The 26643-nt window shown below is 72.6% G+C and carries 22 protein-coding genes and 2 pseudogenes; 11 read left to right on the top strand and 13 right to left on the bottom strand.

The window, feature by feature from the left end; translation table 11 throughout:
* Positions 1–78 precede the first annotated feature (78 nt).
* Positions 79–1434, bottom strand: coding sequence for a M20/M25/M40 family metallo-hydrolase (locus ACZ43N_RS40460; protein WP_468104546.1), 1356 nt, complete (start codon positions 1432–1434; stop codon positions 79–81).
* Between the two features lie 182 nt (positions 1435–1616).
* Between ACZ43N_RS40460 and ACZ43N_RS40455 the strand changes: the two genes are divergently transcribed.
* Entirely contained in the window at positions 1617–2822 is a 1206-nt protein-coding gene (locus ACZ43N_RS40455) for a geranylgeranyl reductase family protein (RefSeq protein WP_468104545.1), read from the top strand.
* Between the two features lie 100 nt (positions 2823–2922).
* Here ACZ43N_RS40455 and ACZ43N_RS40450 read toward each other — a convergent pair whose 3' ends face one another.
* On the bottom strand, positions 2923–3372 hold the full coding sequence (locus ACZ43N_RS40450; RefSeq protein WP_468104544.1) for a nitroreductase family deazaflavin-dependent oxidoreductase: 450 nt from the start codon (positions 3370–3372) through the stop codon (positions 2923–2925).
* 197 nt (positions 3373–3569) lie between these two features.
* On the opposite strand from ACZ43N_RS40450, the gene ACZ43N_RS40445 reads away from it, so the two are divergent.
* Positions 3570–4262: a TetR/AcrR family transcriptional regulator gene (locus ACZ43N_RS40445; protein ID WP_468104543.1), complete on the top strand. Its 693-nt coding sequence runs from the start codon at positions 3570–3572 to the stop codon at positions 4260–4262.
* A 62-nt stretch (positions 4263–4324) separates the two neighbouring features.
* On the opposite strand, the pseudogene ACZ43N_RS40440 reads toward ACZ43N_RS40445, so the two are convergent.
* Positions 4325–4777: pseudogene (locus ACZ43N_RS40440) on the bottom strand (IS200/IS605 family accessory protein TnpB-related protein); the annotation flags it as partial.
* Positions 4778–4945: 168 nt separating this feature from the next.
* Between ACZ43N_RS40440 and ACZ43N_RS40435 the strand changes: the two are divergent.
* Both ACZ43N_RS40435 and ACZ43N_RS40430 read left to right on the top strand, forming a co-directional pair.
* The gene (locus ACZ43N_RS40435; protein WP_468104541.1) at positions 4946–6205 is read left to right on the top strand and encodes a sensor histidine kinase; all 1260 of its coding nucleotides are present in this window, start codon (positions 4946–4948) and stop codon (positions 6203–6205) included.
* The gene (locus ACZ43N_RS40430) at positions 6202–6867 is read left to right on the top strand and encodes a response regulator (RefSeq protein ID WP_468104540.1); all 666 of its coding nucleotides are present in this window, start codon (positions 6202–6204) and stop codon (positions 6865–6867) included. Before ACZ43N_RS40435 ends, ACZ43N_RS40430 begins: the two co-directional genes overlap by 4 nt.
* A 10-nt stretch (positions 6868–6877) precedes the next feature.
* Here the strand turns inward: ACZ43N_RS40430 and ACZ43N_RS40425 are convergent, their stop codons facing one another.
* From ACZ43N_RS40425 to ACZ43N_RS40400, 6 genes and pseudogenes are all read right to left on the bottom strand, one after another.
* The gene (locus tag ACZ43N_RS40425) at positions 6878–7642 is read right to left on the bottom strand and encodes a maleylpyruvate isomerase family mycothiol-dependent enzyme (RefSeq protein ID WP_468104538.1); all 765 of its coding nucleotides are present in this window, start codon (positions 7640–7642) and stop codon (positions 6878–6880) included.
* An 86-nt stretch (positions 7643–7728) separates the two neighbouring features.
* On the bottom strand, positions 7729–8712 hold the full coding sequence (gene tgmB, locus ACZ43N_RS40420) for an ATP-grasp ribosomal peptide maturase (RefSeq protein ID WP_468104536.1): 984 nt from the start codon (positions 8710–8712) through the stop codon (positions 7729–7731).
* Positions 8713–8728: 16 nt separating this feature from the next.
* The gene (gene tgmA, locus ACZ43N_RS40415) at positions 8729–8920 is read right to left on the bottom strand and encodes a putative ATP-grasp-modified RiPP (RefSeq protein ID WP_468104534.1); all 192 of its coding nucleotides are present in this window, start codon (positions 8918–8920) and stop codon (positions 8729–8731) included.
* 178 nt (positions 8921–9098) lie between these two features.
* A pseudogene (locus tag ACZ43N_RS40410) lies at positions 9099–10296 on the bottom strand (MFS transporter).
* A 195-nt stretch (positions 10297–10491) separates the two neighbouring features.
* Positions 10492–10740 carry a hypothetical protein gene (locus tag ACZ43N_RS40405; RefSeq protein ID WP_468104532.1) on the bottom strand — a complete coding sequence of 83 codons (249 nt, stop codon included), beginning with the start codon at positions 10738–10740 and terminating at the stop codon, positions 10492–10494.
* A gap of 1002 nt (positions 10741–11742) precedes the next feature.
* Positions 11743–14007, bottom strand: coding sequence for a heavy metal translocating P-type ATPase (locus ACZ43N_RS40400; protein WP_468104531.1), 2265 nt, complete (start codon positions 14005–14007; stop codon positions 11743–11745).
* Positions 14008–14229: 222 nt separating this feature from the next.
* Between ACZ43N_RS40400 and ACZ43N_RS40395 the strand changes: the two genes are divergently transcribed.
* Positions 14230–15204 (top strand): hypothetical protein, encoded by a 975-nt coding sequence (locus tag ACZ43N_RS40395; RefSeq protein WP_468104529.1) that lies wholly within the window; start codon positions 14230–14232, stop codon positions 15202–15204.
* 106 nt (positions 15205–15310) lie between these two features.
* Here the strand turns inward: ACZ43N_RS40395 and ACZ43N_RS40390 are convergent, their stop codons facing one another.
* A complete protein-coding gene (locus tag ACZ43N_RS40390) occupies positions 15311–16753 on the bottom strand; it encodes an amidase (RefSeq protein WP_468104558.1) in 1443 nt (480 codons plus the stop codon).
* Between the two features lie 146 nt (positions 16754–16899).
* Positions 16900–18231, bottom strand: coding sequence for an Nramp family divalent metal transporter (locus tag ACZ43N_RS40385; RefSeq protein WP_468104527.1), 1332 nt, complete (start codon positions 18229–18231; stop codon positions 16900–16902).
* A 220-nt stretch (positions 18232–18451) separates the two neighbouring features.
* On the opposite strand from ACZ43N_RS40385, the gene ACZ43N_RS40380 reads away from it, so the two are divergent.
* Complete coding sequence (locus tag ACZ43N_RS40380) at positions 18452–19447, top strand: Lrp/AsnC family transcriptional regulator (protein ID WP_468104525.1); 996 nt, start codon at positions 18452–18454, stop codon at positions 19445–19447.
* Between the two features lie 148 nt (positions 19448–19595).
* Here the strand turns inward: ACZ43N_RS40380 and ACZ43N_RS40375 are convergent, their stop codons facing one another.
* Complete coding sequence (locus ACZ43N_RS40375; RefSeq protein ID WP_468104523.1) at positions 19596–20375, bottom strand: DeoR/GlpR family DNA-binding transcription regulator; 780 nt, start codon at positions 20373–20375, stop codon at positions 19596–19598.
* 145 nt (positions 20376–20520) lie between these two features.
* On the opposite strand from ACZ43N_RS40375, the gene ACZ43N_RS40370 reads away from it, so the two are divergent.
* From ACZ43N_RS40370 to ACZ43N_RS40360, 3 genes are all read left to right on the top strand, one after another.
* Positions 20521–21408 (top strand): SIS domain-containing protein, encoded by an 888-nt coding sequence (locus ACZ43N_RS40370; RefSeq protein ID WP_468104521.1) that lies wholly within the window; start codon positions 20521–20523, stop codon positions 21406–21408.
* A 183-nt stretch (positions 21409–21591) separates the two neighbouring features.
* Positions 21592–22452, top strand: coding sequence for a class II fructose-bisphosphate aldolase (locus tag ACZ43N_RS40365; RefSeq protein ID WP_468104519.1), 861 nt, complete (start codon positions 21592–21594; stop codon positions 22450–22452).
* A gap of 122 nt (positions 22453–22574) precedes the next feature.
* Complete coding sequence (locus ACZ43N_RS40360; RefSeq protein WP_468104518.1) at positions 22575–23348, top strand: AraC family transcriptional regulator; 774 nt, start codon at positions 22575–22577, stop codon at positions 23346–23348.
* A 36-nt stretch (positions 23349–23384) separates the two neighbouring features.
* On the opposite strand, the gene ACZ43N_RS40355 is transcribed toward ACZ43N_RS40360, so the two are convergent.
* Positions 23385–24539, bottom strand: a complete 1155-nt coding sequence (locus ACZ43N_RS40355; RefSeq protein ID WP_468104516.1) for a methyltransferase — start codon at positions 24537–24539, stop codon at positions 23385–23387.
* Between the two features lie 67 nt (positions 24540–24606).
* Between ACZ43N_RS40355 and ACZ43N_RS40350 the strand changes: the two genes are divergently transcribed.
* On the top strand, positions 24607–25281 hold the full coding sequence (locus ACZ43N_RS40350) for an alpha-ketoglutarate-dependent dioxygenase AlkB family protein (protein WP_468104514.1): 675 nt from the start codon (positions 24607–24609) through the stop codon (positions 25279–25281).
* A 51-nt stretch (positions 25282–25332) separates the two neighbouring features.
* Positions 25333–26580, top strand: coding sequence for an ROK family protein (locus tag ACZ43N_RS40345; protein WP_468104512.1), 1248 nt, complete (start codon positions 25333–25335; stop codon positions 26578–26580).
* Positions 26581–26643: the final 63 nt, after the last annotated feature.

Genomic DNA, 26643 nt, shown 5'->3' with positions numbered 1-26643 from the left:
GTACCTGAAGACGCGTCCCGTGCCCCCGGGTGGGCGCCATGCCGCGCCGGGGGTGCCTACCGGGGGTGCCTCGTCCGCTCAGCTCGCCGCGTAGTTCGTCAGGAACAGTGCCTCCGTCACCGCCATGCGCTCCAGCTCGTCCGGTGACACGCTCTCGTTCACCGCGTGGATCTGCGCCTCGGGCTCGCTGAGGCCGATGAGCAGGATCTCGGCCCGCGGGTAGAGGGCGGCGAGGGTGTTGCACAACGGGATGGAGCCGCCGTGGCCCGCGTACTGCATCTCATGGCCCGGGTAGGCGACGGCCATGGCCGCCGCCATCGCCTCGTACGCCGGGCTGGAGGTGTCGGCGCGGAACGCCTGCCCGTGGCCGATCGGCTCGCAGCTCACCCGGGCACCCCACGGGGTGTGCGCCACGAGATGGGCCTCCAGCAGCTTCATCGCCTCCTGGACGTCCACGCCCGGCGGGACGCGCAGTCCGATCAGTGCGCGGGCGCTCGCCTGGATCGACGGGGTCGCCCCGACCACCGGAGGGGCGTCGATGCCGAGCACGGTGGCCGCGGGACGGGCCCAGATCCGGTCGGCGACGGTGCCGGAGCCGACCAGCTCCACTCCGTCGAGCACCTTGGCGTCCTGACGGAACCGCTCGTCGTCGTACTGCAGGCCGTCCCAGGTGCCCTCGCCCGTGAGCCCGTCGACCGTCGTCGTGCCGTCGGCGGAGCGCAGCGAGTCCAGGACGCGGATCAGCGCGGCCAGCGCGTCGGGCGCCGCGCCACCGAACTGGCCGGAGTGCAGATTGCCCTCCAGGGCGTCGATCCGGACCCGCATGAGGATCATGCCGCGCAGGGACGCGGTGACCGTCGGCAGCCCTGCGCGGAAGTTGCCGGCGTCGCCGATGACGACGGTGTCGGCCGCGAGCAACTCGGGGTGCTGTTCGGCGTACTGCTGGAGACCGCCGGTGCCCATCTCCTCCGACCCCTCGGCGATCAGCTTGACGGTGACCGGGACGCCGCCGTTCGCCTTGAGTGCCCGCAGCGCCAGCAGATGCATGATCACGCCACCCTTGCAGTCGGCGGCACCGCGCCCGTACCAGCGCCCGTCGCGCTCGGTCAGCTCGAACGGCGGCGAGAGCCAGGCGGTCTCGTCCAGCGGCGGCTGCACGTCGTAGTGCGCGTACAGCAGGACCGTCTTCGCGCCCTCCGGCCCCGGCAGACAGCCGTACACGGACTGGGTGCCGTCCGGGGTGTCGAGCAGGGCCACGTCCTGGAAGCCCTCGGCGCGCAGCGCGTCCGCGACCCAGCGCGCCGCGCCCTCGCTCTCGCTCCTCGGGAACTGGTCGAAGTCCGCCACCGACTTGAAGGCCACCAGCTCGGTGAGCTCCTCCTTCGCCCTGGGCATCAGCGAGGCGACGGTCTCGGCGACCGGGTTCGACGACATGGGCACGCTCCTCGTGGGTGCGACGTTGTGCTTCTGTGGGTGTGCGTGCGTACGCGCGGACCCGGTGTATCGGTGTAGGGCGCACGCGCTGCCGATCCTCCCACAACGACCCTGGGTGACGACCGCCGTAGGATGCGGGGGACAGGTGCGGCAGGCGGCTGGATCGGGAGCAGTAGACCATCGTGAGCAGCGAGAACTCTTCGGCGGACGGCGTGCAGCGGGTGTGGGACGTGGTCGTGGTGGGCGCGGGCCCCGCGGGGGCTTCGGCCGCCTACGCGGCGGCGGTCGCGGGACGCAGCGTCCTGTTGCTGGAGAAGGCCGAACTGCCCCGGTACAAGACCTGCGGCGGCGGCATCATCGGCCCCTCGCGCGACGCGCTGCCGCCCGGCTTCGAACTGCCCTTCAAGGACCGCGTGCACGCGGTCACCTTCTCCCTCGACGGCCGCTACTCCCGTACGCGCAAGTCCAAGCAGATGCTCTTCGGGCTCATCAACCGGCCCGAGTTCGACCAGCAACTCGTCGAGCACGCGCAGAAGGCAGGTGCCGAACTGCGTACGGGCGTCACGGTCACCCGCGTCGAGCAGCACGGCTCGGCCGTACCGGACCGGCGCACGGTCGCCGTCGTCCTCCAGGGCGGCGAGACGCTCCTGGCACGGGCCGTGGTCGGCGCCGACGGCAGCGCCAGCCGCATAGGGGCGCACGTCGGTGTGAAGCTGGACCAGGTCGACCTCGGCCTGGAGGCGGAGATCCCCGTCCCGGAGACCGTCGCCGAGGACTGGAAGGGACGCGTCCTGATCGACTGGGGCCCCATGCCCGGCAGTTACGGCTGGGTCTTCCCCAAGGGCGACACGCTGACGGTGGGCGTCATCTCCGCGCGCGGTGAAGGCGCCGCCACGAAGCGGTACTTGGAGGACTTCATCGGACGGCTCGGTCTCGCCGGCTTCGAACCCAGCATCTCCTCCGGGCACTTGACGCGCTGCCGCGCCGACGACTCGCCGCTGTCCCGGGGACGGGTGCTGGTGTGCGGGGACGCGGCGGGACTGCTGGAGCCGTGGACGCGCGAGGGGATCTCGTTCGCGTTGCGCTCGGGGCGGCTCGCGGGGGAGTGGGCGGTCCGTATCGCCGAGGCACACGACGCGGTGGACACCCGGCGGCAGGCGCTGAACTACGCGTTCGCCGTGAAGGCCGGCCTCGGCGTCGAGATGAGCGTCGGAAAGCGGCTGCTGATCGCCTTCGAGCGGCGGCCCGGCCTGTTCCACGCGGCGCTCACCGGCTTCCGGCCCGCGTGGCGTGCCTTCGTCGGCATCACGCGCGGCTCGACGTCCCTGGGCGAGATCGTCCGCACCCACCCGATCGCCCAGCGCGCACTGACGGCCTTCGACCGTTAGGCGGGCTGGGGCCGAGGCTGGGGCTGGAGCTGGGCGTGGGCAGGGACGGGGGATTCGTGGCCGGGGGCGGCTCGGTGGTCCCGGTCGGCGCCTCGGCCGGTCACTTCTTGACGGTGATCCGGAAGACGGGGTGCTTCGGGGCGGCGGCGAGGAGTTCCTCGTCGGTGGAGTCGGCGGTGACGTCACCGAAGAAGCGGCCCACCTCCCAGCCCCACTTCTTGAGATAGGTCCGCAGGATCACCGGCTTCTCCTCGTCGGGCAGCTCGACCGCCGTGAACTCCTGCACACGGCGCCCCACCTGGAGCCGGCCGCCGCCCGCTGCCCGCATGTTCCGGACCCACTCGGAGTGGCCGCGCGCCGATACGAGGTACGGGCCGCCGTCATACGGCAGCGGGTTGACCGGCAGGCGCCGCCACTCGCCGCTCTTGCGGCCGCGCACGGAGAGCTCGGCCGTACCCACGAGGCTGACACCTCGGCGGGCGAGCCAGCCGATGAGGCTGTTGACGGCGCGGTCGACGGGGCTGACCTTGATGTAGTGGGTCGATGACATGGGTCCCTCCAGAGTTCGGACTGTGCCGGTTCACGTCGGCGAGCGAATTAGAGAGCACTGCTCTCGCTTTAGAGCAGTGTGCACGAGAGGGGTGCTTCGAAGCAAGAGCACTGCTCTTTTTTGCGCTCATCGCTCTTGTTTGTGCTCACTGCTCTTGATTGTGGGCAGTGCTCTGCCGCTGTGGCACACTGCTGCCCATGAGCACCACACAAGGAGCCCGTGCCCGCGCCCGGACTGAAGTCACCGCCGCGATCAAGGACGAGGCGCGCAGACAGCTCGCCGCCGAGGGCGCGGCCAAGCTGTCGCTGCGCGCCGTCGCCCGCGAGCTGGGCATGGTCTCCTCGGCGCTGTACCGGTACTTCCCGAGCCGTGACGACCTGCTCACCGCGCTGATCATCGACGCCTATGACTCCCTCGGTGAAGCCGCCGAGGCCGCGTACGCCAAGGTCAGGGGCGAGAGCCCGACGTGCCAGTGGGTCGCGGTGTGCGAGGCGGTGCGGGAGTGGGCGTTGGCGCGGCCGCACGAGTACGCGTTGATCTACGGCTCGCCCGTGCCCGGCTACACCGCGCCCGCCACGACGGTGCCGGCCGCTGCGCGGGTCGGGCTGCTGCTGATCGGGATCGTGCGGGACGCCCACCAGGGCAGGGGCGTCGCCCAGGCGAAGCTGCCCGCCGAGCTACGGTCAGAGGCGCGACGCATGGCCGAGGATCTCGCCCCCGATCTGCCGCCGGAGGTGGTCGTGGTGCTGATCGAGGCGTGGGCGCAGCTGTTCGGGCTGGTCAGCTTCGAGGTGTTCGGGCAGTTCCACCAGGTGGTCGAGGACCGGGGCACATTCTTCCGCCATGCGGCGGGCCGGCTCGCCCATCACGTGGGCCTCGTGTATCCGTAGTCCGGCGCGACGGAGCGTTGAGGCACCCCGGGGAGTCCGTCGTCGCGGCGCAGAAACCGCTCCTAAAGACTGACCGGGAGTGAGTCCTGTTGCCAGAACTCATGCTCAGCCGGACGCCCCGAACGGTGTGGGGTGTCCTGGTCGCCCGCTTTCGCTCCGCGTCCGGGCGGCACGGATCGTGTCCGTGGTCCGGGAACACGGGGGCGGGGTCCCTCACGCCCCCGGACACCCGGTGGGGCCTGGACGGTCCGATGCCCCGCACGATCACTCCGGTCGTGCGAGGGCGGTGCCGTCCGTCGCCGGACCGGGTGTCCGAGGGCGCGCCTGCCGATCGCCACGGCGGCCGTGTCGTGGCGGGTGGTGTTGCGGTTCGTGCTGGTGAGGGGCTTCTTCCAGTGCCGGGCGCCCCAGCGGCTGGTGTAGGCGGGGTCGACGGCGACGACGGTGATGCCGAGTTGGGCGGCCATCGACACCAGCCGGGCCCGCAGCCTGGCGACGGGCAGGCCTGAGGGAAGCAGCCCGGGCACTCACTCATATGGGGTGGAACGTGCTTGTGCGCAGTCAACCCTGAGCAGTTCCCAACCTCCGCCGGTCGGGACGGTACGGCGTACTTCTCGGGGAGTAGGTGTGATCACCTCGCTCGGGTGACGCCCAGGTCGGGTCACAGCACTAGCGTGGCCGTCATGGCAGAGCAGGGTGCGGAGGCGGGCGGTTCCCCAGGGCGGGGCGGGGTGTCCCGGCACCGGTGGCACAGGGAGCCGCCGTGGTGGAACCGCCCGGACGGTGACGCGTCGCGACCCCGCTGGCCCTGGCGCTCCACCCTGGCGTTGACCGTCTTCGTGCTGGTCGGCTCGAACGCCGCAGCCGACATGCAGCAAGGCGAGCGCGCCCTCCTGGACCCGTTCGCCCGCGTCCTGCTGCTGCTGGGCGCCCTCATGTTGCTGTGGCGTTGGCGGCGGCCGGTTCTCGTCGCCTTCGGGACGGCCGCGACCGCCATGGTCTACCTTGGCGCCGGCTACCCGTACGGGCCGGTCTTCCTCACCGTCGCCGTGGGCTGCTTCAGCGCGGTCGTCGCCGGGCACCGCGAGGCCGCCTGGACGGCGATGGGCGCGCTGTGGGCAGGGCACGTCCTGGTGGCGCACTGGCTTTACGAGTGGCTGCCACCCGGCGGGGACGCTGCCGCGAGCTGGGGCCAGGAGGGTGTCGTCGTGGCCTGGGGCGTGGCGATCCTCGCGCTCTCGGAGCTGGCACGGGTGCGGCGTGAGCAGTGGGCCCGCGAACGGGCCGAGCGGGCTCAGGCCGCCCGGCGGCGCGCGGACGAGGAACGGCTGCGGATCGCCCGCGAACTGCACGACGTCCTCGCCCACAGCATCTCGGTGATCAATGTGCAGGCGGGCGTCGGCCTCGCCCTCCTGGACTCCGACCCGGAACAGGCGCGTTCCGCGCTCACCACCATCAAGGCGGCCAGCAAGGAGGCACTGGGCGAGGTACGCCAGGTCCTCGGCACCCTCCGGACGCCCGGCGACGCGCCACGCGACCCCGCGCCAGGGCTCGCCCGGCTCCCCGAACTCGTCGCGCAGGCGGCGGACGCGGGTCTGATCGTCGACGTCGAGGGCGAGGCGCCCGTCCTGCCGCCGGGCACCGACCTGGCCGCGTTCCGGATCGTCCAGGAGGCCCTCACCAACGTCGTACGGCACTCCGGAGCGCGGCACGCGCGCGTGCGCCTCGATCACGCGGGCGGTGAGCTGCGGTTGAGGATCGACGACGACGGGCCCGCGACCGGCACCGACGCCGGTGGCAGCGGGAACGGACTCGTCGGGATGCGGGAGCGGGCCGCGGCGCTGGGTGGGACGATCGAGGCGGGGCCGCGCGCCGACGGGGGGTTCCGGGTACTCGCCGTACTGCCGGTGAGGGCGCCCCGCGAGACCGAGGAGGACCGGTGATCCGCGTACTGCTCGCCGACGACCAGTCCTTGGTGCGGGCGGGGTTCAAGGCCCTGCTCGACGCGCAACCCGACATCGAGGTGACCGGGGAGGCCGCCGACGGCGAGGAGGCACTGCGGAAGGCACGCGAACTGCGGCCCGATGTGGTCCTGATGGACATCCGCATGCCTCTGCTGGACGGACTGGGGGCGACCCGGCGCATCACCGACGACAAGGGGCTCGAAGGGGTCAAGGTCGTCATGCTGACCACCTTCGAACTCGACGAGTACGTCTTCGAGGCGATCCGTTCCGGAGCGTCGGGTTTCCTGGTGAAGGACACCGAGCCGGAGGAACTGGTCCGCGCGGTGCGGGCGGCGGTCGACGGTGACGCGTTGCTCTCGCCCGGTGTCACGCGGAGGTTGATCTCGGAGTTCGCGGCCCGCTCCAAGGAGCCCGCGGCCGCGGCCTCCCTCGCCCGGCTCACCGAGCGGGAGAGGGAGGTGATGGCCCTCGTCGGTATCGGCCTGACGAACGACGAGATCGCCCGGCGCCTCGTCGTCAGCCCGTTGACCGCCAAGACCCATGTCAGCCGCACCATGGTCAAACTGGGCGCCCGTGACCGGGCTCAACTCGTCGTGCTGGCCTACGAGTCAGGGCTGGTACGGCCGGGCTGGCTGGGCTGAAGGCAGAGCCCTAACCCATGACGATGCCTGAGTTCTCCCGCCACAGTGCGGCGAGTGAGGGGTCGCCCGTGACGGACGGGAACGGCAGCCGGTTCCAGAGGGAGAGGTACAGCTGTGCCGCCGGGCCCGCGATCTCGCAGTCCGTGTCCGAGTCCGCCTCCGCGTCCTGGACGGCGGACGCTTCGGTGCGGGCGGTGACGGGCGGTTCCTGGGTCAGGCGCATGGTCCAGACGACGTCCGTGTCCGTCGCCCTTACCCGCAGGACGCGGGGCTTGTCGGTGCGTACCCGGCTCTTCGGGCGGGTGTGGAAGGCGAGCAGCAGTTCGTCGATGCCGTCGACGGCGAGGGCCGGCGCCGGTTCGGTGGGCGCGCCGCCGAGCGCGGATTCCGCGTCGGCGCGGTGCACGGTCGTCTCATGGGCCTGGCGGCGGGCCCAGAAGGCCAGCGGGGACGGCGCGGACAGGAAGCTCCAGCACGCGACGTCGGCCGGGGCGGCACGCAGGGTGTCGACCAGTCCGCGGTGCCCCTCCTCGTACCAGGCGAGGAGGGACTCCCCGTCCAGGTCGGGCTCCGCCCCGGGCGGACGCGGCGCGGGGTGTCCGTCGGCGACGAAGCCCGCCGCCCACCGGTGCACGGTCCCCGTGTGCCGCAGCAGGTCCCGTACCCGCCAGCCGGGGCAGGTCGGGACCTCGGCGCCGGTGCCGGCCTCCCGTGCGGCCGCGGCCAGCAGTCGGCCCTCCTCGTCCAGCGTTCTCATGTGCTCGGCAGTGTCCATGGCGTGAGTCTGCCGGATGGAGTGTGGTCGAAGGAGGGCCGATATCGCGGGTTCGCCGTCAGCCGACAGAGGGCTGCTGTCTGCTGTCAGGGTGTCGCCCGTAGCCGATCCTCCCGGTGGGCCTCCCGCTCCGGTTTCCGGTGGGTGAGCCAGTCGGCGACGCTCTCGGCGATCGGCTGGCCGGTGTCCATCTCCACGAAGCCGAACTGGCCCGACTGGTTGCACTCCAGGAACCACCAGATTCCGTCGGCGTCCTCCGCGAAGTCGAAGGCTCCGTAGGCGAGTCCCGCGTCACGGAGGTAGGCGCGTACGGCGGTGGCCGTGCGGGCCGGTACGTCGACCGGCTGCCAGGGGGCGTCGGAGACGGCGTAGCGGACGTCCACCTCGTCGGGGTGGGCGTCCGGGTGGACCGGCTTACGGGCGGCCAGCATGTGGTCGCCGACCGCGGTGAGGCGGACGTCCGCGCTCTTGGCGATCCGGCGTTGCAGCAGCGTCGGACCGAAGGCGACCGCGGAGAAGTCCGTGCCGGGCGCGACACGGGTGGTGGGGACCGTCCTGGGCGGTTCCTGCGGGTGGGTGCCGGATACCGGCTTCACCACCAGGTCCGGGAAGCGCTCGGCGAAGTCCCGGGCGGCCTGCGGGAAGGTGGTGATGAGCGTGGCCGGCACGGGCAGCCCGACCTGCTGGGCGTGCCGGAGCTGCCAGGGCTTGTGGCGGGCGCGCCGGGCCGCGTCCGGGTCGTTCATCCACCGGGCGCCCGTGGCGCGCAGCATGCCGTACAGGGCCTGCGAGGACTCCTCGGTCAGCCAGCCGGACGGCTCGGCCACCCGGCTGGCGGGAACTCCCGGCCTGCGCAGCCAGATCGACCGCAGCCCGCTCATGCTGACCAGGCGCCCCCCGGCGGACAGATGTCCGCGGAAGGCGCCGTGGACGTACTCACCGGAGAGCGCGACACCACCGGGCAGGTCGGCAGGGTCCAGGCGGACCACCGGTACACCGGTCGTGTTCAGTCGGGCCACCACCAGGTCTGCCGTCACATCCTGTTCGCACGTCAGGATCAGCACCGTCATCTGTGGTAATCCGCGTTCAGTCGTCGAAGTGTGTCTTCGAGCCCGCCGTGGACGTGGTGGCCCCCAATTCCCGCATCAGAGCCTGATCGTGGGCGGCGATCCGCCCGTCGGGGAGCACGTTCAACTGCAGCCCGGAGTCGTAGGTGTACGGAGCGCTGAACTCCAACTGCTCACTGGTGCGAGCGTAGTTGAGTACGAACAGTCGCATCGTTTCTCCTTGGTTCGGGACCATCCGGAAAAACGGATGGTGACGCTCCGGCCGCACTCTGCTCGGCCGGGTCGCTGTGCCTCCAGGGAGTTATACGAATCGAACGACTGAATGGTTGCCTCATCTTGTCGGCAATTTCTACTTGCACCGCGAGGCGTCAAATGGCAACGGTGAGTGGTCATTTCGGCGTTGCGTGGCGTGTGACGAACGCGATGGCGGAGGCGAACACGGTGAGTGCCGCGACGCTGGTGGGCGCGGCGGGAAGGGAGTGCCATTCGGCCATGAAGCCGATCGCGGGCGGGCCGAGGAGCATGCCGTGGTAACCGAGCGTGGAGGCGGGGGCCACCCCGTCGGCCCGGCGAGGGCGCCGACGCGCTCGATGGCTACGGGGAAGACGTCGGCGAGGCCCAGACCGGTGATCGCGAAGCCGCGCAGCGTCGCCCGCACCGACGGAGCGAGGGAGCCGAGCAGTATGCCGGCCGTGGCGGTGGCGCCACCGACCACGAGCACGCGGGTCCTGCCCAGGCGTTCGAGCAGGGTCGTGCCGGTCAGCCGCCCGATGGTCATGGCGAACGCGCAGCAGGAGTAGCCGACCGCCGCGACGCCGGGGGAGGCGTCCAGGTCCTCTTCCAGGTGCAGGGCGCCCCAGTCGGCCGGCGCGCCCTCGCCGTACGCCGTGCACAGGGCGATCAGGCCGAAGACGACCACGAGGCCGCGGTGCTCGAACGGCCGTGGCCGCCTTCGGGGCCGCGAGGGCCGTTCGACTCGGCGGGTGTGCCGTCCGCGGGGGTGGCCAGACGTTCGGGCGGCGCCGGGGGGTCGTGGCGCAGCAGGGTGCGTCCCGCGGCGGCGGTCAGCAGCAGGCCGATCACGGTGATGCCGAGCAGATGACGGGTCGCGGACAGCGATCCCGAGACCAGCCCGCCCATAGGGCCGTCCCGACCATGCCGCCGAGGCTGAAAGCGGCGTGGAAGCTCGGCATGACGGGCCGCCGCAGTGCGGCCACCAGGTCCGTGGCAGCACTGGTGAGGCGACGTTGATCCCGCCGAAGGCCGCGCCGAAGATCAGCAGGACGGCGCCCAGCGCGACTGCCGAGTTGGGTCAGTGGCGGCAGAGCCACGCTCAGCGACACCAGGTCCGCGTCGGCGACCGTCAGGGATGGCTGCCGAAGCGGCGGCACAGCCGTCCCGTCAGCATCATCGTGACCACCGCTCCGGCGGACACGCCCAGCAGGGCCGGCCCCAGCGCTCCGGGCGACGCGCCCGTCTGCTCGTCCACGGCGGGAATCCGGACGACCCATCCGGCGAAGACGAATCCGTCCAGGGCGAAGAAGGCGTGATGGCGAGTCCGAGCCGGGTGAGGTCGCTGCTCGGCACGACGCGCCGCGTGTGTGGGTGGGTGGGGAGGGCCGGAGCGGGCGGCGGCGCGGGCGCGGGGCCGGCATGGCTGGGCGAGCGGGTGAGGGGCGCGCCAGTCACGGGCGCGCCATCACGGGCGCAAGGGCTGTGGGAAGCCCGAGGAAGAGAGCGGGAAGTCGGCGAGGTGGGCGGCCGCCCACGAATCTGATGTCGTCACGGGAGTTCAGGGGCGGGACTACCACCCGGTCTGCACGGCGTAGACCTGCCCGTCTGGGCGCTCTCGACGGAGCCGAGGTATGCCTGCACGACGTCGGCGAGGTCGACCGGAGCCATGCCGGGCAAGTAGTCGCCGCAGCCGCCGTAGTCGGCGAGGCTCTCGGTGGAGACGGTGGGTCTGATCGCGTTGATGCGCTGCGGGGCGATCTCGGTGGCGATGGCGGTGGCGCGGACGAACGCCTTCACCGAGCCGTTGGCCTGGAGGCCGCGGCGCCGGTGGGGATGGCCACGCGGGCCAGCAGGCCGGTAGGAGGGTGAGGGGAGCCGTGCTCGGCGATGCGGGATATGCCTTGCCGCACCAGCGCTGCGCCGGGTCGGTGACATCGCAGCACAGGTCACCGCCGCAGCGTTCCACGGTGAGGCCTTCATGACCGCGGCTGGTCAGCGTCTTGTGCACGGCCGTGCCGAGGGCGCCGGTGGCACCGATGAGAAGAAGCTTCACGCCGAGACGCCGCGGAATCCATCACGGGGGCCCTGAGCGCCGTCGCCGGCCGATGAGCGGCGCCGCCGGGTGGAGAGTGAGGGCTTGCCCACCTGGCCTCGGTAGCTCTGCGTCACCGGACCATCAGCGTGACCGGAGTGATGAACTGCGCTTTGGGGGCGCCGGGTCCACGCTTCTCGCTTCGCTGCGCAAGCACTACGACCGCCGACCGAAACGGATCGGTCCGCTCCCGGGCGCGCCCCTTCGTTCCGCCTTCAGGAGGGATCCCTTTTCCGCCAGGAATTACTCACCGGCCTTCTCGAAAGATTTCTTGTGGCGTGAGCGACGGATGTGCGCCGACAGCGCCTCGATAATCTCAAGGGAATAGGCGGGTCAAGGTCCGGAGGTGTGAAGTCCGTCTCGTCATCAATGGTGTTCGTCGGTACACCCTCCGTGAAGCGTTCGCGTGACCGTCCCGTTGTGTCGGAGGAGTGGGCCGGGAGGCGCTCATCGATTTAGCCGGGATATCCGAACCGGGGTGGATCGGGGGCGGCGTTCGCCGCCACTTTCGGCGAGGGGCGGTCGCGGTGCGCCGAGTCGGCCGCGGGCCTGTGCCGCCCTTTTCCAGGCCGGCCGGACAGTGGCGCGCCATGACGTCGCGCCCCGCCGGGACGGGTGAGACGGGGCCGCCCGGCGAGGCGTGTGCGTGGTGGGAGCCACCGGCCTCCCTCACCCCCGGTCGGCGGCCCTGGACCCACCGGCCTCCCTCACCCCCGGTCGGCGGCCATGAACCTGCGCAGACGCAGGGAGTTGCCCACGACGAACACCGACGAGAACGCCATGGCGGCTCCCGCGATCATCGGGTTGAGCAGGCCGGCCGCGGCGAGCGGCAGGGCGGCCACGTTGTAGGCGAACGCCCAGAACAGGTTGGACCGGATCGTGCCCAGGGTCCGGCGGGCGAGACGGATGGCGTCGACCGCGGCGCGCAGATCGCCCCGGACGAGGGTGAGGTCGCCGGCCTCGATCGCCGCGTCCGTGCCGGTGCCCATGGCCAGCCCCAGGTCGGCCTGGGCGAGCGCGGCCGCGTCGTTGACGCCGTCGCCGACCATCGCGACCGAACGGCCCTCGGCCTGGAGCCGTTTGACGACGTCGACCTTGTCCTCGGGCATTACCTCGGCGATGACGTCCTCGGCGGCGATACCGACCTCACGGGCGACCGACTCGGCCACGGCCCTGTTGTCGCCGGTGAGCAGGATCGGAGTGAGGCCGAGCTCGCGCAGCCCGGCGATCGCCTCGGCGCTGGTCTCCTTCACCGCGTCGGCGACCTCCAGTACCGCCCGTGCCTCGCCGTCCCAGGCGACCGCCACGGCCGTACGCCCGGCCGCCTCGGCCCCCGCGCCGGCCCGCCGGAGCTCCTCGGGCAGCTCCAGCGTCCACTCGGCCAGCAGCCGCTCCCGGCCGACGAGGACGGCGTGGCCGTCGACGACTCCCTGGACGCCGAGGCCGGGTGCGTTCGCGAAGTCCTCCGGTATGGGCAGCGAGCCGAGCTTCTCCAGCGCGCCGACGGCGACGGCACGGGCGATCGGGTGCTCGGAGGAGTGCTCCAGGGCGCCCGCCAGCCGCAGGACATCGGCCTCGTCCGTGCCGTCCGCGGTGTGGACGGCCAGCAGGGTCATCCGGCCGGTGGTGACGGTGCCCGTCTTGTCGAGGACGACGGTGTCGGCCCTGCGGGTGGACTCCAGCACCTCGGGGCCCTTGATCAGGATGCCCAGCTGGGCGCCGCGTCCTGTGCCGACCAGCAGGGCGGTCGGTGTGGCCAGGCCCAGGGCGCAGGGGCAGGCGATGATCAGTACGGCGACGGCGGCGGTGAACGCGGCCGTGAGCGACGCGCCGTTGCCGAGCCAGAAGCCCAGGGTGCCCAGGGCAAGGGCGATCACGACCGGGACGAACACGGCGGAGATCCGGTCGGCGAGCCGCTGGGCCGCGGCCTTCCCGTTCTGTGCGTCCTCGACCAGCCTGGCCATCCGGGAGAGCTGGGTGTCGGCACCGACCCGGGTGGCCTCGACGACGAGACGGCCGCCCGCGTTCACGGTGGCCCCGGTGACCGAGTCGCCGGGGGAGACCTCCATCGGCACGGACTCGCCGGTGAGCATGGACGCGTCCACCGCGGAGGAGCCCTCGATCACTGTGCCGTCCGTGGCGATCTTCTCGCCCGGGCGCACGAGGAAGCGGTCGCCGACCGTCAACTCGGCGGTGGGCACGGTCCGTTCGCTACCGTCGGGGTGTAGCAGGGTGACGTCCTTCGCGCCCAGTTCCAGCAGGGCGCGCAGGGCGGCGCCCGCCTTCCGCTTGGAGCGGGCCTCGAAGTACCGCCCTGCCAGGATGAACGCCGTCACCCCGGCCGCTGCCTCCAGATAGATGCTTCCCGAGCCGTCGCCACGGGCGATGGTCAGCTCGAAGGGGTGGGTCATCCCCGGTGTGCCCGCCGTCCCGAGGAACAGCGCCCACAGCGACCAGCCGAACGCGGCCAGCGTGCCGATGGAGATGAGGGTGTCCATGGTGGCGGCGCCGTGCCGGGCGTTCGTCCAGGCCGCCCGGTGGAACGGCCACCCCGCATAGGTCACCACGGGCGCCGCCAGCGTCAGCGACAGCCACTGCCAGTACTCGAACTGGAGCGCGGGAACCATGGCCATCGCGATCACGGGGACGGCCAGCACGACCGCCGTGACCAACCGCTGTCCGAGCGTTCGCAGTTCGTCGTCGACCGGCTCCCGCTCCTCGTGCGTGTCGGGCCGTGGTGGCTCCGGCTCCCGTGCCGTGTAGCCGGTCGCCTCGACCGTGGCGATCAGATCACTCACGGAGATGCCGTCGGCGTGGCTGACCTTCGCCTTCTCGGTGGCGTAGTTGACCGTGGCGGTGACGCCGTCCATGCGGTTCAGCTTCTTCTCGACACGCACCGCGCAGGAGGCGCAGGTCATGCCGCCGATCAGGAGCTCGACCTCGGTGGTCGCACCGGGCGCGGTGGTGGTCATGGCTGCTGCTCCTCGTACGTCGTGGGAGTCGGCCGCTGCTGGGCCCATGTGAGGGGACCCGCGGAGCGATGACCCCCGGATACGGGCCGGGGGTGCCTTGGCAATACAGTCTGTATACCCCCCAGGGGTATTTCCCGCAAGTTCTCCCGAGCACTTGACTGTATACCCCATGGGGGTATCGTGAGCTGCATCGAGACACCTCCGAATTCCGAGGAGACGGCCATGAACACCGGACTGAGGATCACCGCGTTCGCCGCCGCGCTGGCCGCGACCTTCGGCACCGCCTACGGGGTGGGCAGGGGCGTCGAGCCCGTCGTCGCGGATGCCGCGCCGCCGCGCCACGACAGGCACAGCGCGACGTCGCCGAAGCCCGACGAGGGCGGCGGCCACGCCGGGCGGCACGAGTCACCCCCGGCCGGCGGCCTGCAGATCTCCGAGGGCGGCTACACCCTCGACCTGCGCACCACGGCCGTCACCGCGGGCAAGCGCACCGATCTGCGCTTCGTCATCCGCGACGACGACGGCCTCGCCGTCACCTCGTACCAGCGCGAGCACGACAAGGAACTGCACCTCATCGTCGCCTCACGCGACCTGGTGACCTACCGCCACCTGCACCCCGCCCGCGCGGCCGACGGCACCTGGAGCACCCCCGTCGATCTGCCCAGGGCGGGCGGTTACCGTGTCTTCGCCGACTTCACCCCGGCGCGGAAGGGCGCCAAGAACCTCACGCTCGGCGCGGACCTGGCGGCCTCGGGCGGCTACGAGCCGCAGCGGCTCCCGAAGCCGGACACCACCGCCACCGTCGAGGGATACGAGGTCGAGCTGGACGGCGGACTGCGCCCGGGCACCGCGAGCGAGCTGAAGCTCACCGTCTCCCGGAACGGCAGCCCCGTCACCGACCTTCAGCCCTACCTCGGCGCCTACGGCCACCTGGTCGCCCTGCGCTCCGGTGACCTCGCCTACCTGCACGTCCACCCGGGCGGCGAACCCGGCGACGGCGCGACCGAGCCCGGCCCCGGCATCTCCTTCACGGCCACCGCGCCCAGCGTCGGCACCTACCGCCTCTTCCTCGACTTCAAGCACGAAGGGAAGGTCCGCACCGCCGCGTTCACCGTCCGTGCCCCAGGCGCGGCTGCCCCGGAGGACCCGAACGGCGCTGGCACGACGCACGGCGCTTCGGCCGACCACGGGCACTGAGGGCGGCGGTCTCCCGGGCGGCCCGACGTGGTGCGTGGCCGTCCACGCGGCTACGGTTTCCCTCGCCTCCGCGTCGCGCCCTGCCGCCCGGGCGGGATCTCGAACATCAGCCCTGGACGCCCCGCCCCGCCACCACAGGGGGGCGCCGCTCCCCGACCCGGGTCGCCCGCTCGAAGGCGTGCCCCGCCTTCAGCACCGACCAGTCCTGCCGGTGCGGGCCCACCACCTGCAACCCCACCGGCAACCCCCGCTGCGTGAAACCCGCGGGGACGGACAGCGCCGGGCAGCCGGTGACGGAGATCAGGTACGCCGAGCGCATCCAGTCGAGGTAGGTCTCCATCGGGGTGCCGTCGACGACCGTCGGGTACGTCAGGCCGATCTCGAACGGCGCGACCTGGCTGACCGGCAGCAACAGCAGGTCGTACCTCTCGAAGAACACGCGGACCCGGTGGAAGAGCGCGCTGTGCAGTGCCTGCGCCCGCCCCAGATCCGGACCGGTGAGCCTGCGGCCCTCCTCGATGTTCCACACCACGTCCGGGGCCAGCCGCTCCCGGTGCTCGTCGAGCAGCGCCCCGTAGACGAGTTCCACCTGCCAGGCACGCTGGGCGAGGAACACCTCGTCCCCGCCCGACAGGTCCGGGCAGGCCTCCTCGACCTCGCAGCCCAACGCGGCGAACACCTCGGCCGCCGGAGCCAGCGCGTCCCGTACCTCCGGATCGACGGGCACCGCTCCGCCCAGATCGGGCGACCACGCCACCCGCAACCCGGCGATGTCACCGCCGAGTTGCCAGGCGAAGGTGGAACCGGGCGTGTCCAGGGACCGGGGGTCGCGCGGATCGGGACCCGCCAGCACCGACATGGTGAGCGCGACGTCCGCCACCGTCCGGGCCATCGGCCCCTTCACCGACAACTGACCCCACGGCGCCCGGTCGGGCCAGGACGGTACCCGGCCGGGCGACGGGCGCAGCCCGACCACGTTGTTGAAGGAGGCGGGGTTGCGCAGCGACCCCCCGGTGTCGCTGCCGTCGGCGATGGGCTGCATCCCGCAGGCGAGCGCCGCCCCGGCGCCACCGCTGCTGCCGCCCGCGCTGCGGGACAGGTCGTACGGGTTGCGGGTGGCCCCGAAGACGGGGTTCACGGTGTGCGAACCCAGGCCCAGTTCCGGGACGTTGGTCTTGCCGAGGGTGAGGGCACCGGCCTCCCGCAGCCGCTGGACGACGAGATGGTCCCGGCCCGGCACGTGGTCGGCGAAGACCGGCGAGCCGTATGTCGTCCGCAGCCCCGCCGTGTCGTGCAGGTCCTTGTGCGCCACGGGCAGCCCGTGCAGCGGGCCGACCGGCCGCCCCGTCGCCAGGCGTTCGTCCGCCTCGGCCGCCCGCTCCAGCGCCCGGTCGGCGTCCAGGGTGACGATGGCGTTCACCGTCGGGTTGACGCGCTCGATCCGCTCCAGGTGGGCGGCCATCACCTCCCGCGCGGACACCTCGCGACGTGCGAGGGCCACCGTCAGCTCGTAGGCGGTCCGGAAGCACAGGTCGTCGGCGGGCGGCACGTCGTCCCCGAGGCCGACGGCGCACGCCGGTCCCGCGGCGAGCACGGAAGGCGCGTCGGGCACGGGCGCCACGTCCCCCGGCGGGCACGCGGAGTGCTTCGCCGGGTGGTCGACGGAGCGGTCGACGGAGTGGTTCACGAGGTGGTTCACGCCCCTCCCAGGGAGTCCTTGAGCTGGACGACGGCGAGCAGGCCGAAGAGGACGAAGGAGCCGCCCAGCAGCGTGTTCGAGGTGCATCCGTTCCGATACGCCGGGTCCACGACCCGGCAGTTGAGCAGGACAAGCAGCGCGCCGGACAGCAACGGCAGGATCAGCGAGCCGACGGCGGCGTAGGTGAGCACCAGCGGCACCGGCCGCCCCAGGAAGGTCACGACGACCGCGGTGACGGCGCAGTAGAGCACGAAGACCCGGAAGGGACGGCTGTGCTGGGCGATGTGCCGCTCGGCCTCGGCGTCCGGGACGCCCCGCAGCGTCCGCAGCGCGTCGGCGAGCAGATAGCTCAGGCCGTTGAAGCCGCCCACGAGGGCGCTCAGCGTCACCAGGAAGAACGTCCCCAGGAACAGCACCCGCGCCACCGAACCCAGGTCGGCCCCGAGCGGGTCCGCGAGCGCCGCCAGGCCCTCCCCGCCGGTGATGCTGCCGCCGGTGCCGTACAGCAGGCCCGTGCCCACCACCGTCGTGCACAGCACGAAGAGGAAGGTGACCGCGTAACTCACCGCGGAATCGGCCCGCATGACACGTAGTCGGCTCCGGTCCGCCCAGCCCTTCTCCCGCACCCAGTAGCTGTACGACGCGATCCCGGCCGTGCCGCCCACCCCGCCGATCAGCGCGAGCACGGTCACCACGTCCCCCTCCGGCAGCCTCGGACGCAGGGTGCCGAGCAGACCGGGCAGATCGTCCGCGCCGACGAGGGTGGCCACCGCCAGCACGGCCATGCCGAGGAACTTGGCGAGCATGAAGAAACTCATCACTCGCTCGAACAGGGTGTACCGGCCGACGTACACGATCGCCGCAGACACCACCGCGATCGCGACGGCCACGGGCCGCAGGGGCAGCGCCGGGAACAGCGTGGTCAGCGCCAGGGACGCCACCGAACTGAGGGCCGCCCCGTACAGCAGCCCGATGACCAGGACGAACGCGATGAACGCCCACGGCAGCCAGCGGGCGGCCGACCTCAGACTCCTGATCACTGTCTGTCCGGTGGCCAGGTACAGCCGGCCCACCGCCTCGGTGAGCGCGTACTTGAGGACGACACCGATGACGATCGCCCACATCAGGGCCATCCCGTACCCGGCGGCGCCCGCGAGCGACGTCACCATGTCACCCGCCCCCACACTCGTGGCGGCCAGTACCAGGCCGGGCCCGAGCAGGGCCTGCCAACCCCGCCGAGTGGCGGGGCGCCCGGTGTGCACGGAGTCGGCGGGCCCGGCTGCGGGGGACCGAGGGGGACTTCCTGAGGTCGCGGTCACGTCAACCATCTCCGTACGTCGGGGAGTCACGGGAGTCATGGGTTCGTGCGGCTCGGTGCGGGTGCCGGGGGAGGGGGGAAGGCCGTGCACACGCCCTGGGGAGGAGCGCCCGTACGACGGCGGGGCCATGCGGTCCTTGCGGTTCCGCTTCACGGCAGGCTGGGCCATGGTGACGGAAGGGAACAACAACTCCTGCGGAAATGACGGAATCGGCCATAGTGTGGGTCCGATGGACTCACCGCCGACCGGCCCCGTGACGGATTCACTGGACCGCCGCATCATCAGCGCCCTCCAGATCGACGGCAGGGCCTCCTGGCACCGCATCGCGGCGGCCCTCGACGAGCCCGAGCGCACCGTCGTCCGCCGGGGAACCCGGCTGCTGGAGTCCGGCCTGGTACGGATCGGCGCCATGGCGGTACGCGGACGCAGCACGGTCGTCGGGGTGCGCTGCGCACCCGGCAGGGAGCGCCTGGCCGCGACGGCGCTGGCACGCCGGCCCGACTGCGTCTTCGCGCACGTCCTGACCGGCACCCCACAGTGCGTCGCGGAGGTGCTCTGCCCCCGCGAACGCCTCGCGGGCCTGGCGATGGACGAACTCCCCGGCCTGCCGGGCATGGAGGAGACCTTCATTTTCCCCGTCCTGCGCCACGTCCGCACCATCCGCGAGTGGCACGCCGGTCTGCTCACTCCCGCCGAGATCGCGGCGCTCCGGGACGGGGCCCCCGCGACGCCGTCGGCCGTCGACCCGCTGCCGCCGGGCGAACCACCGACCGAACTCGCCCGTGCCGACCGGCTCCTCCTGCACGCTCTCGCCGAGGACGGCCGCCGTACCCACGACGAACTCGCGCGCTTCGCCGGGGTGTCGGAAGCCACCGCGCGTCGCCGGCTGAGCGCCCTGCGGCGGGCGGGCCGGGTCCGCATTCGCGCCGTGCTCGAACCGTCCGTGCTCGGCCTGCCGGTGGAGGCGGTCATCTGGTTGCGGACCCCGCCGTCACGGGCGGAGGTCGTCAGCACCGTCCTCGCGCGGTCCGCGCACGTCCGCTACGCCAGCTTCGTCACAGGGGAACGCCAGTTCCTCCTGCTGACGGCGTTCCCCGACGAGTCGGCGCTCCATCACTTCGTCACCCGTTCCCCCTGGCTCGCCGACGTGCAGTCCGTGGATGTCTCCCTGGTCCTCACCACACTGAAACGCGGCGGCATGCCGGCCCCGTGGCTGCGGGACTGACCGCCTCCCGGGACCGTCCGAGAGGCCAGGTCGAGGACCGACCGTCACACCGTGCCGTTCGTGCCGGGCTGCGTGATCGATGCTGCCGCCCGGCCGTCCGGGACGGCCGGGCAGCGCGACCGGCCTCCGCCGGCCGCCCGCGGCCCACTCAGACCACGACGACCCGAAGCCCCGCCTCCTCGAACCGCCGCACCGTGTCCGGCTCCGCCGCCGCGTCCGTGACCAGCGTGTCCACCGACCCGGCCGCGCAGATCCACGCGAACGCCCGCCGCCCCAGCTTGCTGGAGTCGGCCGCGACGACGACCCGCTCCGCGCGCTCGCACAACAGCCGGTTCACCGCGGCCTCCGCCTCGTCGTGCGCGGCCGCACCGTGCACGACGTCGAAGGCGACCACGCCGAGCACCGCCACATCCAGGGTGATCTGCCCGAGCACCCCGTCCGCGAGCGGCCCGACGAGCTCGTACGACTGCGCACGGGCCACCCCGCCCGTCACCACGATCTTGAACTGGGGTCGCACGGCGAGCTCGCCCGCGATGTTCAGCGCGTTGGTGACCACGGTCAGCGCGGGCGCCCCGCACGCCAGATCGCCCCGCGCGGCCAGCGCCCGCGCGACCTCCGTGGTGGTTGTGCCGCCGGTCAGGCCCACCGCCTCACCGGGCGCGACCAGATCCGCCACCGCCTTGGCGATGCGCTGCTTCTCGGTGGCACGCCGGGCCGTCTTGTAGCGCAGCGGCAGCTCGTACGAGACCCCGTGCACGACCGCCCCGCCCCGGGTCCGGACGAGCATCTGCTGTTCCGCCAGCTGGTCGAAGTCGCGCCGGATGGTCGCCGCCGACACCCCCAGCTCGGCGGCCGCCTCCTCGACGTCGAGCCGCCCCCGCTCCACGAGCAGTTCGAGCAGCGCCTGCCAGCGGGCGTCGCGGGACATGGCGCACCCCACCTCTCCGTCCGGACGTGATCTTCACACGACCCTAGCGCAGACGACACCGCCTCAATGCTTGAAGATGTTCGAAACAAGGCTCTATCTTGCACATGCGCGCATGGACTCGTCGTCTGCAGGGGAGGGTGACCGCATGAACCACGTCGAGGACGAACTGAACAGCCAACCCGAGTGCTGGGCCCGCGCCGCCGCCGAAGCGGTGTCCTGCGCCGGGACCCTGCCGGCGACGGGGGAGCGGGTGGCGCTCGTCGGCTGCGGCACGTCGTACTTCATGGCCCAGACCGCCGCCGCACTGCGCGAGCGCGCGGGACACGGCGAGACGGACGCCTTCGCGGCCTCCGAGTTCCCCCACGGCCGTGCCTACGACCGCGTCGTCGCCCTCACCCGGTCCGGCACCACCACCGAGGTGCTCGACCTGCTGGGCGCGCTCCGGGGACGCACCCGCACCACCGCGATCACAGCGGACCCGGACACGCCGGTGATGACGGCCGCCGACGATCTCGTCGTGCTGGACTTCGCCGACGAGAAATCGGTCGTCCAGACCCGCTTCGCCACCACGGCGCTCACCCTGCTGCGCGCCCATCTGGGTCTCCCCACCGACGAGTCACTGACCGACGCCCGCACGGCGCTGGAGACCCCGTTGCCCGAAGGCGCCGTCGACAGCTCGCAGTTCACCTTCCTCGGCCGGGGCTGGACCGTGGGGCTCGCCCACGAGGCCGCGCTCAAGATGCGCGAGGCGGCGCTGGCGTGGAGCGAGTCCTACCCGGCGATGGAGTACCGGCACGGCCCCATCAGCGTCACCACACGGGGTACGGCGACGTGGATGTTCGGCGAGGCGCCCGAAGGGCTGGCCGAGCAGGTCCGCCGGACCGGCGGGACATGGGTGGCCGGCCGGCTCGACCCCCTGGCCGAACTCGTCCGCGCCCAACGCCTCGCCGTCGCCGTGGCCGCCGCCCGCGGCCTCGACCCGGACCGACCGCGCCACCTCACCCGCTCGGTGATCCTCGACCCGACCACGTGACGGGCCCGCGACGCGTGAACGACACGGACCCATCGCCGCCTGCGGACCCCGTCACCATGCGGACCCGGGAGTCCACGCGGACCGCTTGACCCATGCGTATACGTGACCCGTGCGGACCGCGTGACCTGCGCGCCTGCGTGACCCGCGTTCGCAGCCTCAACCGCCGAGCGCCCAGGAGGAGTTGTGCCCCTCGCCACAACCGGTGAGCTGATCACGCGGGCGGCCGCCGCGCACGCCGCCGTGGCCGCGTTCAACATCATCACCCTGGAACACGCCGAGGCCGTCGTCGCTGGCGCCGAGTCCGTCGACGCGCCCGTCGTCCTCCAGGTCAGCGAGAACGCGGTCGGGTTCCACGGCGGGGAGCTCCTCCCCCTGGCCCGCGCCGCCACCGCCGTGGCCGAGCGGGCGGCCGTGCCCGTTGCGCTCCACCTGGACCACATCCAGAGCGACGACCTGCTGCGCCGGGCACCCGACGCCGGCTTCAGCTCGGTGATGTACGACGCGTCGCGCCTGCCGTACGCCGAGAACCTCGCCGCCACCCGCGCCGCCGTGGACTGGGCGCACGCCCGAGGGCTCTGGATCGAGGCCGAGTTGGGCCAGGTCGGGGGCAAGAACGGGCTGCCGCCGCTGGACGCGCATGCCCCCGGCGCCCGCACCGACCCCGACGAGGCCCGCTCCTTCGTGGCCGATTCCGGTGTGGACGCGCTCGCCGTGGCCATCGGCAGCGCGCACGCCATGACCACCCGGACCGCCGCCCTCGACCACACCCTCCTCAAGCGGCTCTCCGGCGCCCTCGACGTCCCCCTCGTCCTGCACGGCTCCTCGGGCGTCCCCGACGACGAACTACGGGCGGCCGTCACCGGCGGCATCATCAAGGTCAACATCGGCACCGCCCTCAACATCGCGCTGACGGGAGCGATCCGCGACTTCCTGACCGCACGCCCCGAGGCGGTGGACCCCCGCAGCTACCTGGCGGTGGGCCGCACGGCGATGACGGAGACGGTGGCACGCCTGATCGGCGTTCTGGCCGGGTCCTCGCAGTGAGGCACCGGCGGCGATGCGCGACCGGCCCGTGAGCCGGGTCGCCCGGCAGTGACATGGAGAAGTCCTGCTGGCCGAGTCGCCCGGGCGGGAAATGTGACGGTCGTCACTGATACTTTTCCGTCATGCGGGAGACGGAGATCCACCTCAGTGAGCCGCCCGTCGTCGCGGGCATCGGAGTCGGAGTGCACGGGGTGGCCGGGCGCACGGACGTGTTCCGGCTCCCCGAGTTGTGGCAACTGCACCTCTACCAGTACGAGGCCGAGCTGACCGTCGACGGCACCGTCCACGCCATCCGCCCCGGCCGGGTCAGCCTCGTCCCGCCCGGCACCACGGTCCGCTACCGCTACCGGGGCCGCTCGGAACACCTCTACGCCCACCTGCGCATCGCCCCGACGGGCACGCTCCGCACGGTCCCCGTCGTCCAGGACGCAGGCCCTGAACTCCCGGCCCTGACGGACCTGTTGCTCCAGGCGGTGGCCGCCGCCCCGAGCGAGCCCGAGCGCACCAGGGCCGAGATCTGGGCCACCCTGTGGCGGGTCGCCCAGCTCACCCCGCCCGCCGCGGCGGACACCGGCCCGCACCCGGCGGTCATCACGGCCATCGCCCACATCGAGGCCCACCTCGCGGCGCCGCTCTCCATTCCGGAGGTGGCCCGGGCGGCCGGTGTCTCCCACAACCACCTGACCCGGCTGTTCCGCGCGGAGACGGGCAGCACGGTCGTCGGCTACATCCGCCGCCGCAGACTCGAACGCGCCCACCATCTGCTGCGCGCCACGACCCTCTCCATCCCCGCCGTCGCCGCCTCCATAGGCATCCCCGACCTTCAGGCCTTCAACAAGGCATGCCGCCGGGAACTGGGCGCCTCCCCGCGGGCCCTGCGCGGAGTCGCCCCGTGACGGTCCGCCGACCACCACGGACGCGCACCCTCCCCGTCACGAACCCCGCTTGACCGCCTTCAGCACGACGAACTTCGCGTCGCCGGCCACAAGCCGGCTGTTGCCGAAGATCCGCCGCAGCTTCACGTGATACCCCAGATGGCGGTTCCCGACGACCCACAGCTCGCCGCCCGGCCGCAGCGCACGCCGCGCCCCGGTGAACATCCGCCAGGCCGTGGCGTCGGTCGTCGCCTGGTGGGAGTGGAACGGCGGGTTGTTGAGGACCAGGTCCACGCTGCCGGGCGCGAATCCCGCCATCCCGTCCCCGACGAGGAACTCGGCCTTGCCGTCGGCGTTCGCCCGGTACGTCGCCTCCGCCGAGGCCACCGCCTGGTACGACTCGTCGACGAACACCACCTCGGCATCCGGGTCGGCCAGCGCGACCGCCGTACCGACCACCCCGTTGCCGCACCCCAGATCCACCACACGCCCCCCACCGCGGCTCCGCGGCAGATGCCCGAGGAAGAACCGGGTGCCGATGTCGAGCCGGTCGGCGCAGAACACCCCCGCGTGACTGACGACGGAACGCCCGGCCAACGAGCCGATGTCATCCGGCAGTTGATAGGTGTACGGCCACGGGTCGGCCCCGCGGGCCCGTATGACGCCGGCGTCCGGCGTACAGAGGATCAGCCGCGCCTTCTGCTCGGCGAGCGAGGTGCGGGTCGGCCCGAGGATCCGCTCGAACAGCTTCAGCGTCGAGGTGTGGATCTCCTTGACCATCCCGGTGCCGACGACGACCGTCCCCTCGTGCAGGGCCGGCGCCAGCCGGTGCAACTGGTCCTCCAGGAGCGCCAGGCTCTTGGGAACCCGCACGAGCAGCACGTCGATCCGGTCCGGAGGAGGTTCCTGGGTGGTGAGCAGCCGTACCGTCTGAGGGTCGGCCCCGTTGCGCGTCAGATTCGCCCGGGTGGCCTCGCGGCTCAGGTAGGAGTCGGTGATCTGGGTCGGCCGGTGCCCGGCGAGCGCCGTGGTCAGCGCGCCCCAGCGGTCACCGACCACCACGACCGTCCCGTCCAGCGGCGTCCCGCTCGCCGCGAGGTGGCGCAGCAGATACGCGTCGGACGCGTCCCACGCGCGCAGCCGGTCACGAGGGTCCTCGGGGAAGCGGGCCAGGGCGTACTCGCCCCAGGGCGCGGTCATTCGGTCGCTCATCGTGTGCCCAGGCTAACCGAGCCGCAGCTCAGGCCGTGTCCCGAGCGGGGTGCGTGATGATGGACCCATGGACGCCGAGCTGTTCCCCCGCGGCCCTACGGAGATCGCGCCGGGCGCGGTCCACGTCCCGGACTGGCTGGGCATGGAGCGCCAGCGGCGGCTGCTGGCGGCCTGCCGCGAGTGGGCCCGCCCACCCGCGGGCCTCCGCACGGTCCACACCCCCGGCGGCGGCACGATGACCGCACGCCAGGTCTGCCTCGGCCACCACTGGTACCCGTACGGCTACGCCCGCACGGTGGTCGACGGCGACGGCGCCCCCGTGAAGCCGTTCCCGGACTGGCTGGACGACCTGGCGCGACGCGCGGTCGCGGACGCCTTCGGCACCACCCGGGCGGGGAACCCCGGCAGGGCGGCGGACCCGTACGACATCGCCCTGATCAACTTCTACGACGCGGACGCCCGGATGGGCATGCACCGCGACAGCGACGAGCAGTCGGACGCGCCGGTCGTGTCGCTGAGCCTCGGCGACACCTGTGTCTTCCGCTTCGGAAACCGGGAGTCGCGGGCACGGCCGTACACGGACGTGGAGCTGCGCAGCGGTGATCTCTTCGTGTTCGGTGGTCCGTCCCGGCAGGCGTACCACGGGGTGCCCCGCGTGTACCCGGGGACGGCGCCGCCCGTGCTGGGCCTGGCCGGGCGGCTCAACATCACCCTCCGGGTGAGCGGCTTCGGCGGTGGCTGAGGTCGACTCGGCGGGACCCGCACCGGTACGGATCATGGGAGACTCGCCCTCATGGACGGCAAGGCGGCCCCCAAGGCGGCGGGCGAAGGGACACCGACGACGACTCGGACTCGGCTGGACCGGGGGAGGGGGGCGCTGGGTCCGGCGCTCGAACTCGTGCACACCGGGCGGGCACCGACGAGGGCCGTGCTCACCGCCGAGCTCGGCGTCACCAGGGCCACGGCGGGTGCCGTGGCCGCCGAACTGGAGGCGCTGGGACTGATCCGGGTCGACGCGCACCCGGGCGCCGCCGCCGGTTCCCAGGGCCGCCCCTCGCACCGTCTGGAGGTCGCCGAGGAAGGCCCCGTCGCGCTCGCCGCCCAGGTGCACGCCGACGGATGGCGGGCCGCCCTGGTGGGACTCGGCGGCCGGATCGTCGCGACCGCCCCCGGCTGCGAGACCGTCGACGCGGACCCGGCGAAGGTGCTCGGGTCGGTCGTCGAGGCGGGCGCGGACCTGCTCCGCGAGACCGGCCGGCGATGCGTGGGCGCGGGCCTCGCCGTACCGTCCGCCATGGCCGAACCGGCGGGTCTGGCGCTCAACCCCCTCCACCTGGCCTGGCCGGCCGGCGCCCCGGTCCGCGAGATCTTCTCGGAACGGGTACGGGCGGCCGGCATCGAGGGCCCCGCCTTCGCGGCCAACGACGTCAACCTCGCCGCGCTGGCCGAACACCGCCACGGCGCGGGCAGGGGCGCCCGCCATCTCCTCTGCGTCGCAACCGGGCACCGGGGCGTCGGCGGTGCGCTGGTCCTCGACGGCCGCCTGCACACCGGCAGTTCCGGCCTCGCCCTGGAGGTCGGTCACCTCACCGTCAACCCCGAGGGCCGTCCCTGCCACTGCGGCAGCCGCGGCTGCCTGGACGTCGAGGCCGACCCGCTGGCCTTCCTCACCGCGGCCGGCCGCGACCCCGGACCCGTGGTCTCCCTCCTCCAGCAGGCCAACGACCTGATTCGCACCGAGTACGCCGACCCGGCGGTCCGGGCCGCCACCGAGTCCCTCATCGACCGGCTGGGCCTGGGCCTCGCCGGCCTGGTCAACATCCTCAACCCCGACCGCATCATCCTCGGCGGCCTGCACCGCACGCTCCTCGACACCGATCCCGACCGTCTGCGCACCGTCGTCGCCGACCGCAGTCTCTGGGGCCGCCGGAGCGGAGTGGTTCCCGTCCTCCCGTGCACTCTGGACCACAACAGCCTGGTGGGCGCTGCCGAACTGGCCTGGCAACCGGTCCTGGACGACCCCCTGGCAGCCCTGACCTGAGCGGACCCGGTGGAGCGGCGGGGCGGGGCCTCCCGCATGCCCGCCGAGACCAACCTCGGTGTC

This window comes from Streptomyces sp. NPDC030814, assembly GCF_055572155.1.
Note: the sequence above shows the minus strand (reverse complement) of the source record. Positions and strands in the feature narration are given on the sequence as shown.

What these genes read in the sequence shown, in the direction of transcription:
- ACZ43N_RS40460 (WP_468104546.1), bottom strand. Translation starts at nt 1,434, where the DNA reads ATGTCGTCGAACCCGGTCGCCGAGACCGTCGCCTCGCTGATGCCCAGG.
- ACZ43N_RS40450 (WP_468104544.1), bottom strand. Translation starts at nt 3,372, where the DNA reads ATGTCATCGACCCACTACATCAAGGTCAGCCCCGTCGACCGCGCCGTC.
- ACZ43N_RS40445 (WP_468104543.1), top strand. Translation starts at nt 3,570, where the DNA reads ATGAGCACCACACAAGGAGCCCGTGCCCGCGCCCGGACTGAAGTCACC.
- ACZ43N_RS40435 (WP_468104541.1), top strand. Translation starts at nt 4,946, where the DNA reads ATGGCAGAGCAGGGTGCGGAGGCGGGCGGTTCCCCAGGGCGGGGCGGG.
- ACZ43N_RS40425 (WP_468104538.1), bottom strand. Translation starts at nt 7,642, where the DNA reads ATGGACACTGCCGAGCACATGAGAACGCTGGACGAGGAGGGCCGACTG.
- tgmB (WP_468104536.1), bottom strand. Translation starts at nt 8,712, where the DNA reads ATGACGGTGCTGATCCTGACGTGCGAACAGGATGTGACGGCAGACCTG.
- tgmA (WP_468104534.1), bottom strand. Translation starts at nt 8,920, where the DNA reads ATGCGACTGTTCGTACTCAACTACGCTCGCACCAGTGAGCAGTTGGAG.
- ACZ43N_RS40400 (WP_468104531.1), bottom strand. Translation starts at nt 14,007, where the DNA reads ATGACCACCACCGCGCCCGGTGCGACCACCGAGGTCGAGCTCCTGATC.
- ACZ43N_RS40395 (WP_468104529.1), top strand. Translation starts at nt 14,230, where the DNA reads ATGAACACCGGACTGAGGATCACCGCGTTCGCCGCCGCGCTGGCCGCG.
- ACZ43N_RS40385 (WP_468104527.1), bottom strand. Translation starts at nt 18,231, where the DNA reads ATGGTTGACGTGACCGCGACCTCAGGAAGTCCCCCTCGGTCCCCCGCA.
- ACZ43N_RS40380 (WP_468104525.1), top strand. Translation starts at nt 18,452, where the DNA reads ATGGACTCACCGCCGACCGGCCCCGTGACGGATTCACTGGACCGCCGC.
- ACZ43N_RS40375 (WP_468104523.1), bottom strand. Translation starts at nt 20,375, where the DNA reads ATGTCCCGCGACGCCCGCTGGCAGGCGCTGCTCGAACTGCTCGTGGAG.
- ACZ43N_RS40370 (WP_468104521.1), top strand. Translation starts at nt 20,521, where the DNA reads ATGAACCACGTCGAGGACGAACTGAACAGCCAACCCGAGTGCTGGGCC.
- ACZ43N_RS40360 (WP_468104518.1), top strand. Translation starts at nt 22,575, where the DNA reads ATGCGGGAGACGGAGATCCACCTCAGTGAGCCGCCCGTCGTCGCGGGC.
- ACZ43N_RS40355 (WP_468104516.1), bottom strand. Translation starts at nt 24,539, where the DNA reads ATGAGCGACCGAATGACCGCGCCCTGGGGCGAGTACGCCCTGGCCCGC.
- ACZ43N_RS40350 (WP_468104514.1), top strand. Translation starts at nt 24,607, where the DNA reads ATGGACGCCGAGCTGTTCCCCCGCGGCCCTACGGAGATCGCGCCGGGC.
- ACZ43N_RS40345 (WP_468104512.1), top strand. Translation starts at nt 25,333, where the DNA reads ATGGACGGCAAGGCGGCCCCCAAGGCGGCGGGCGAAGGGACACCGACG.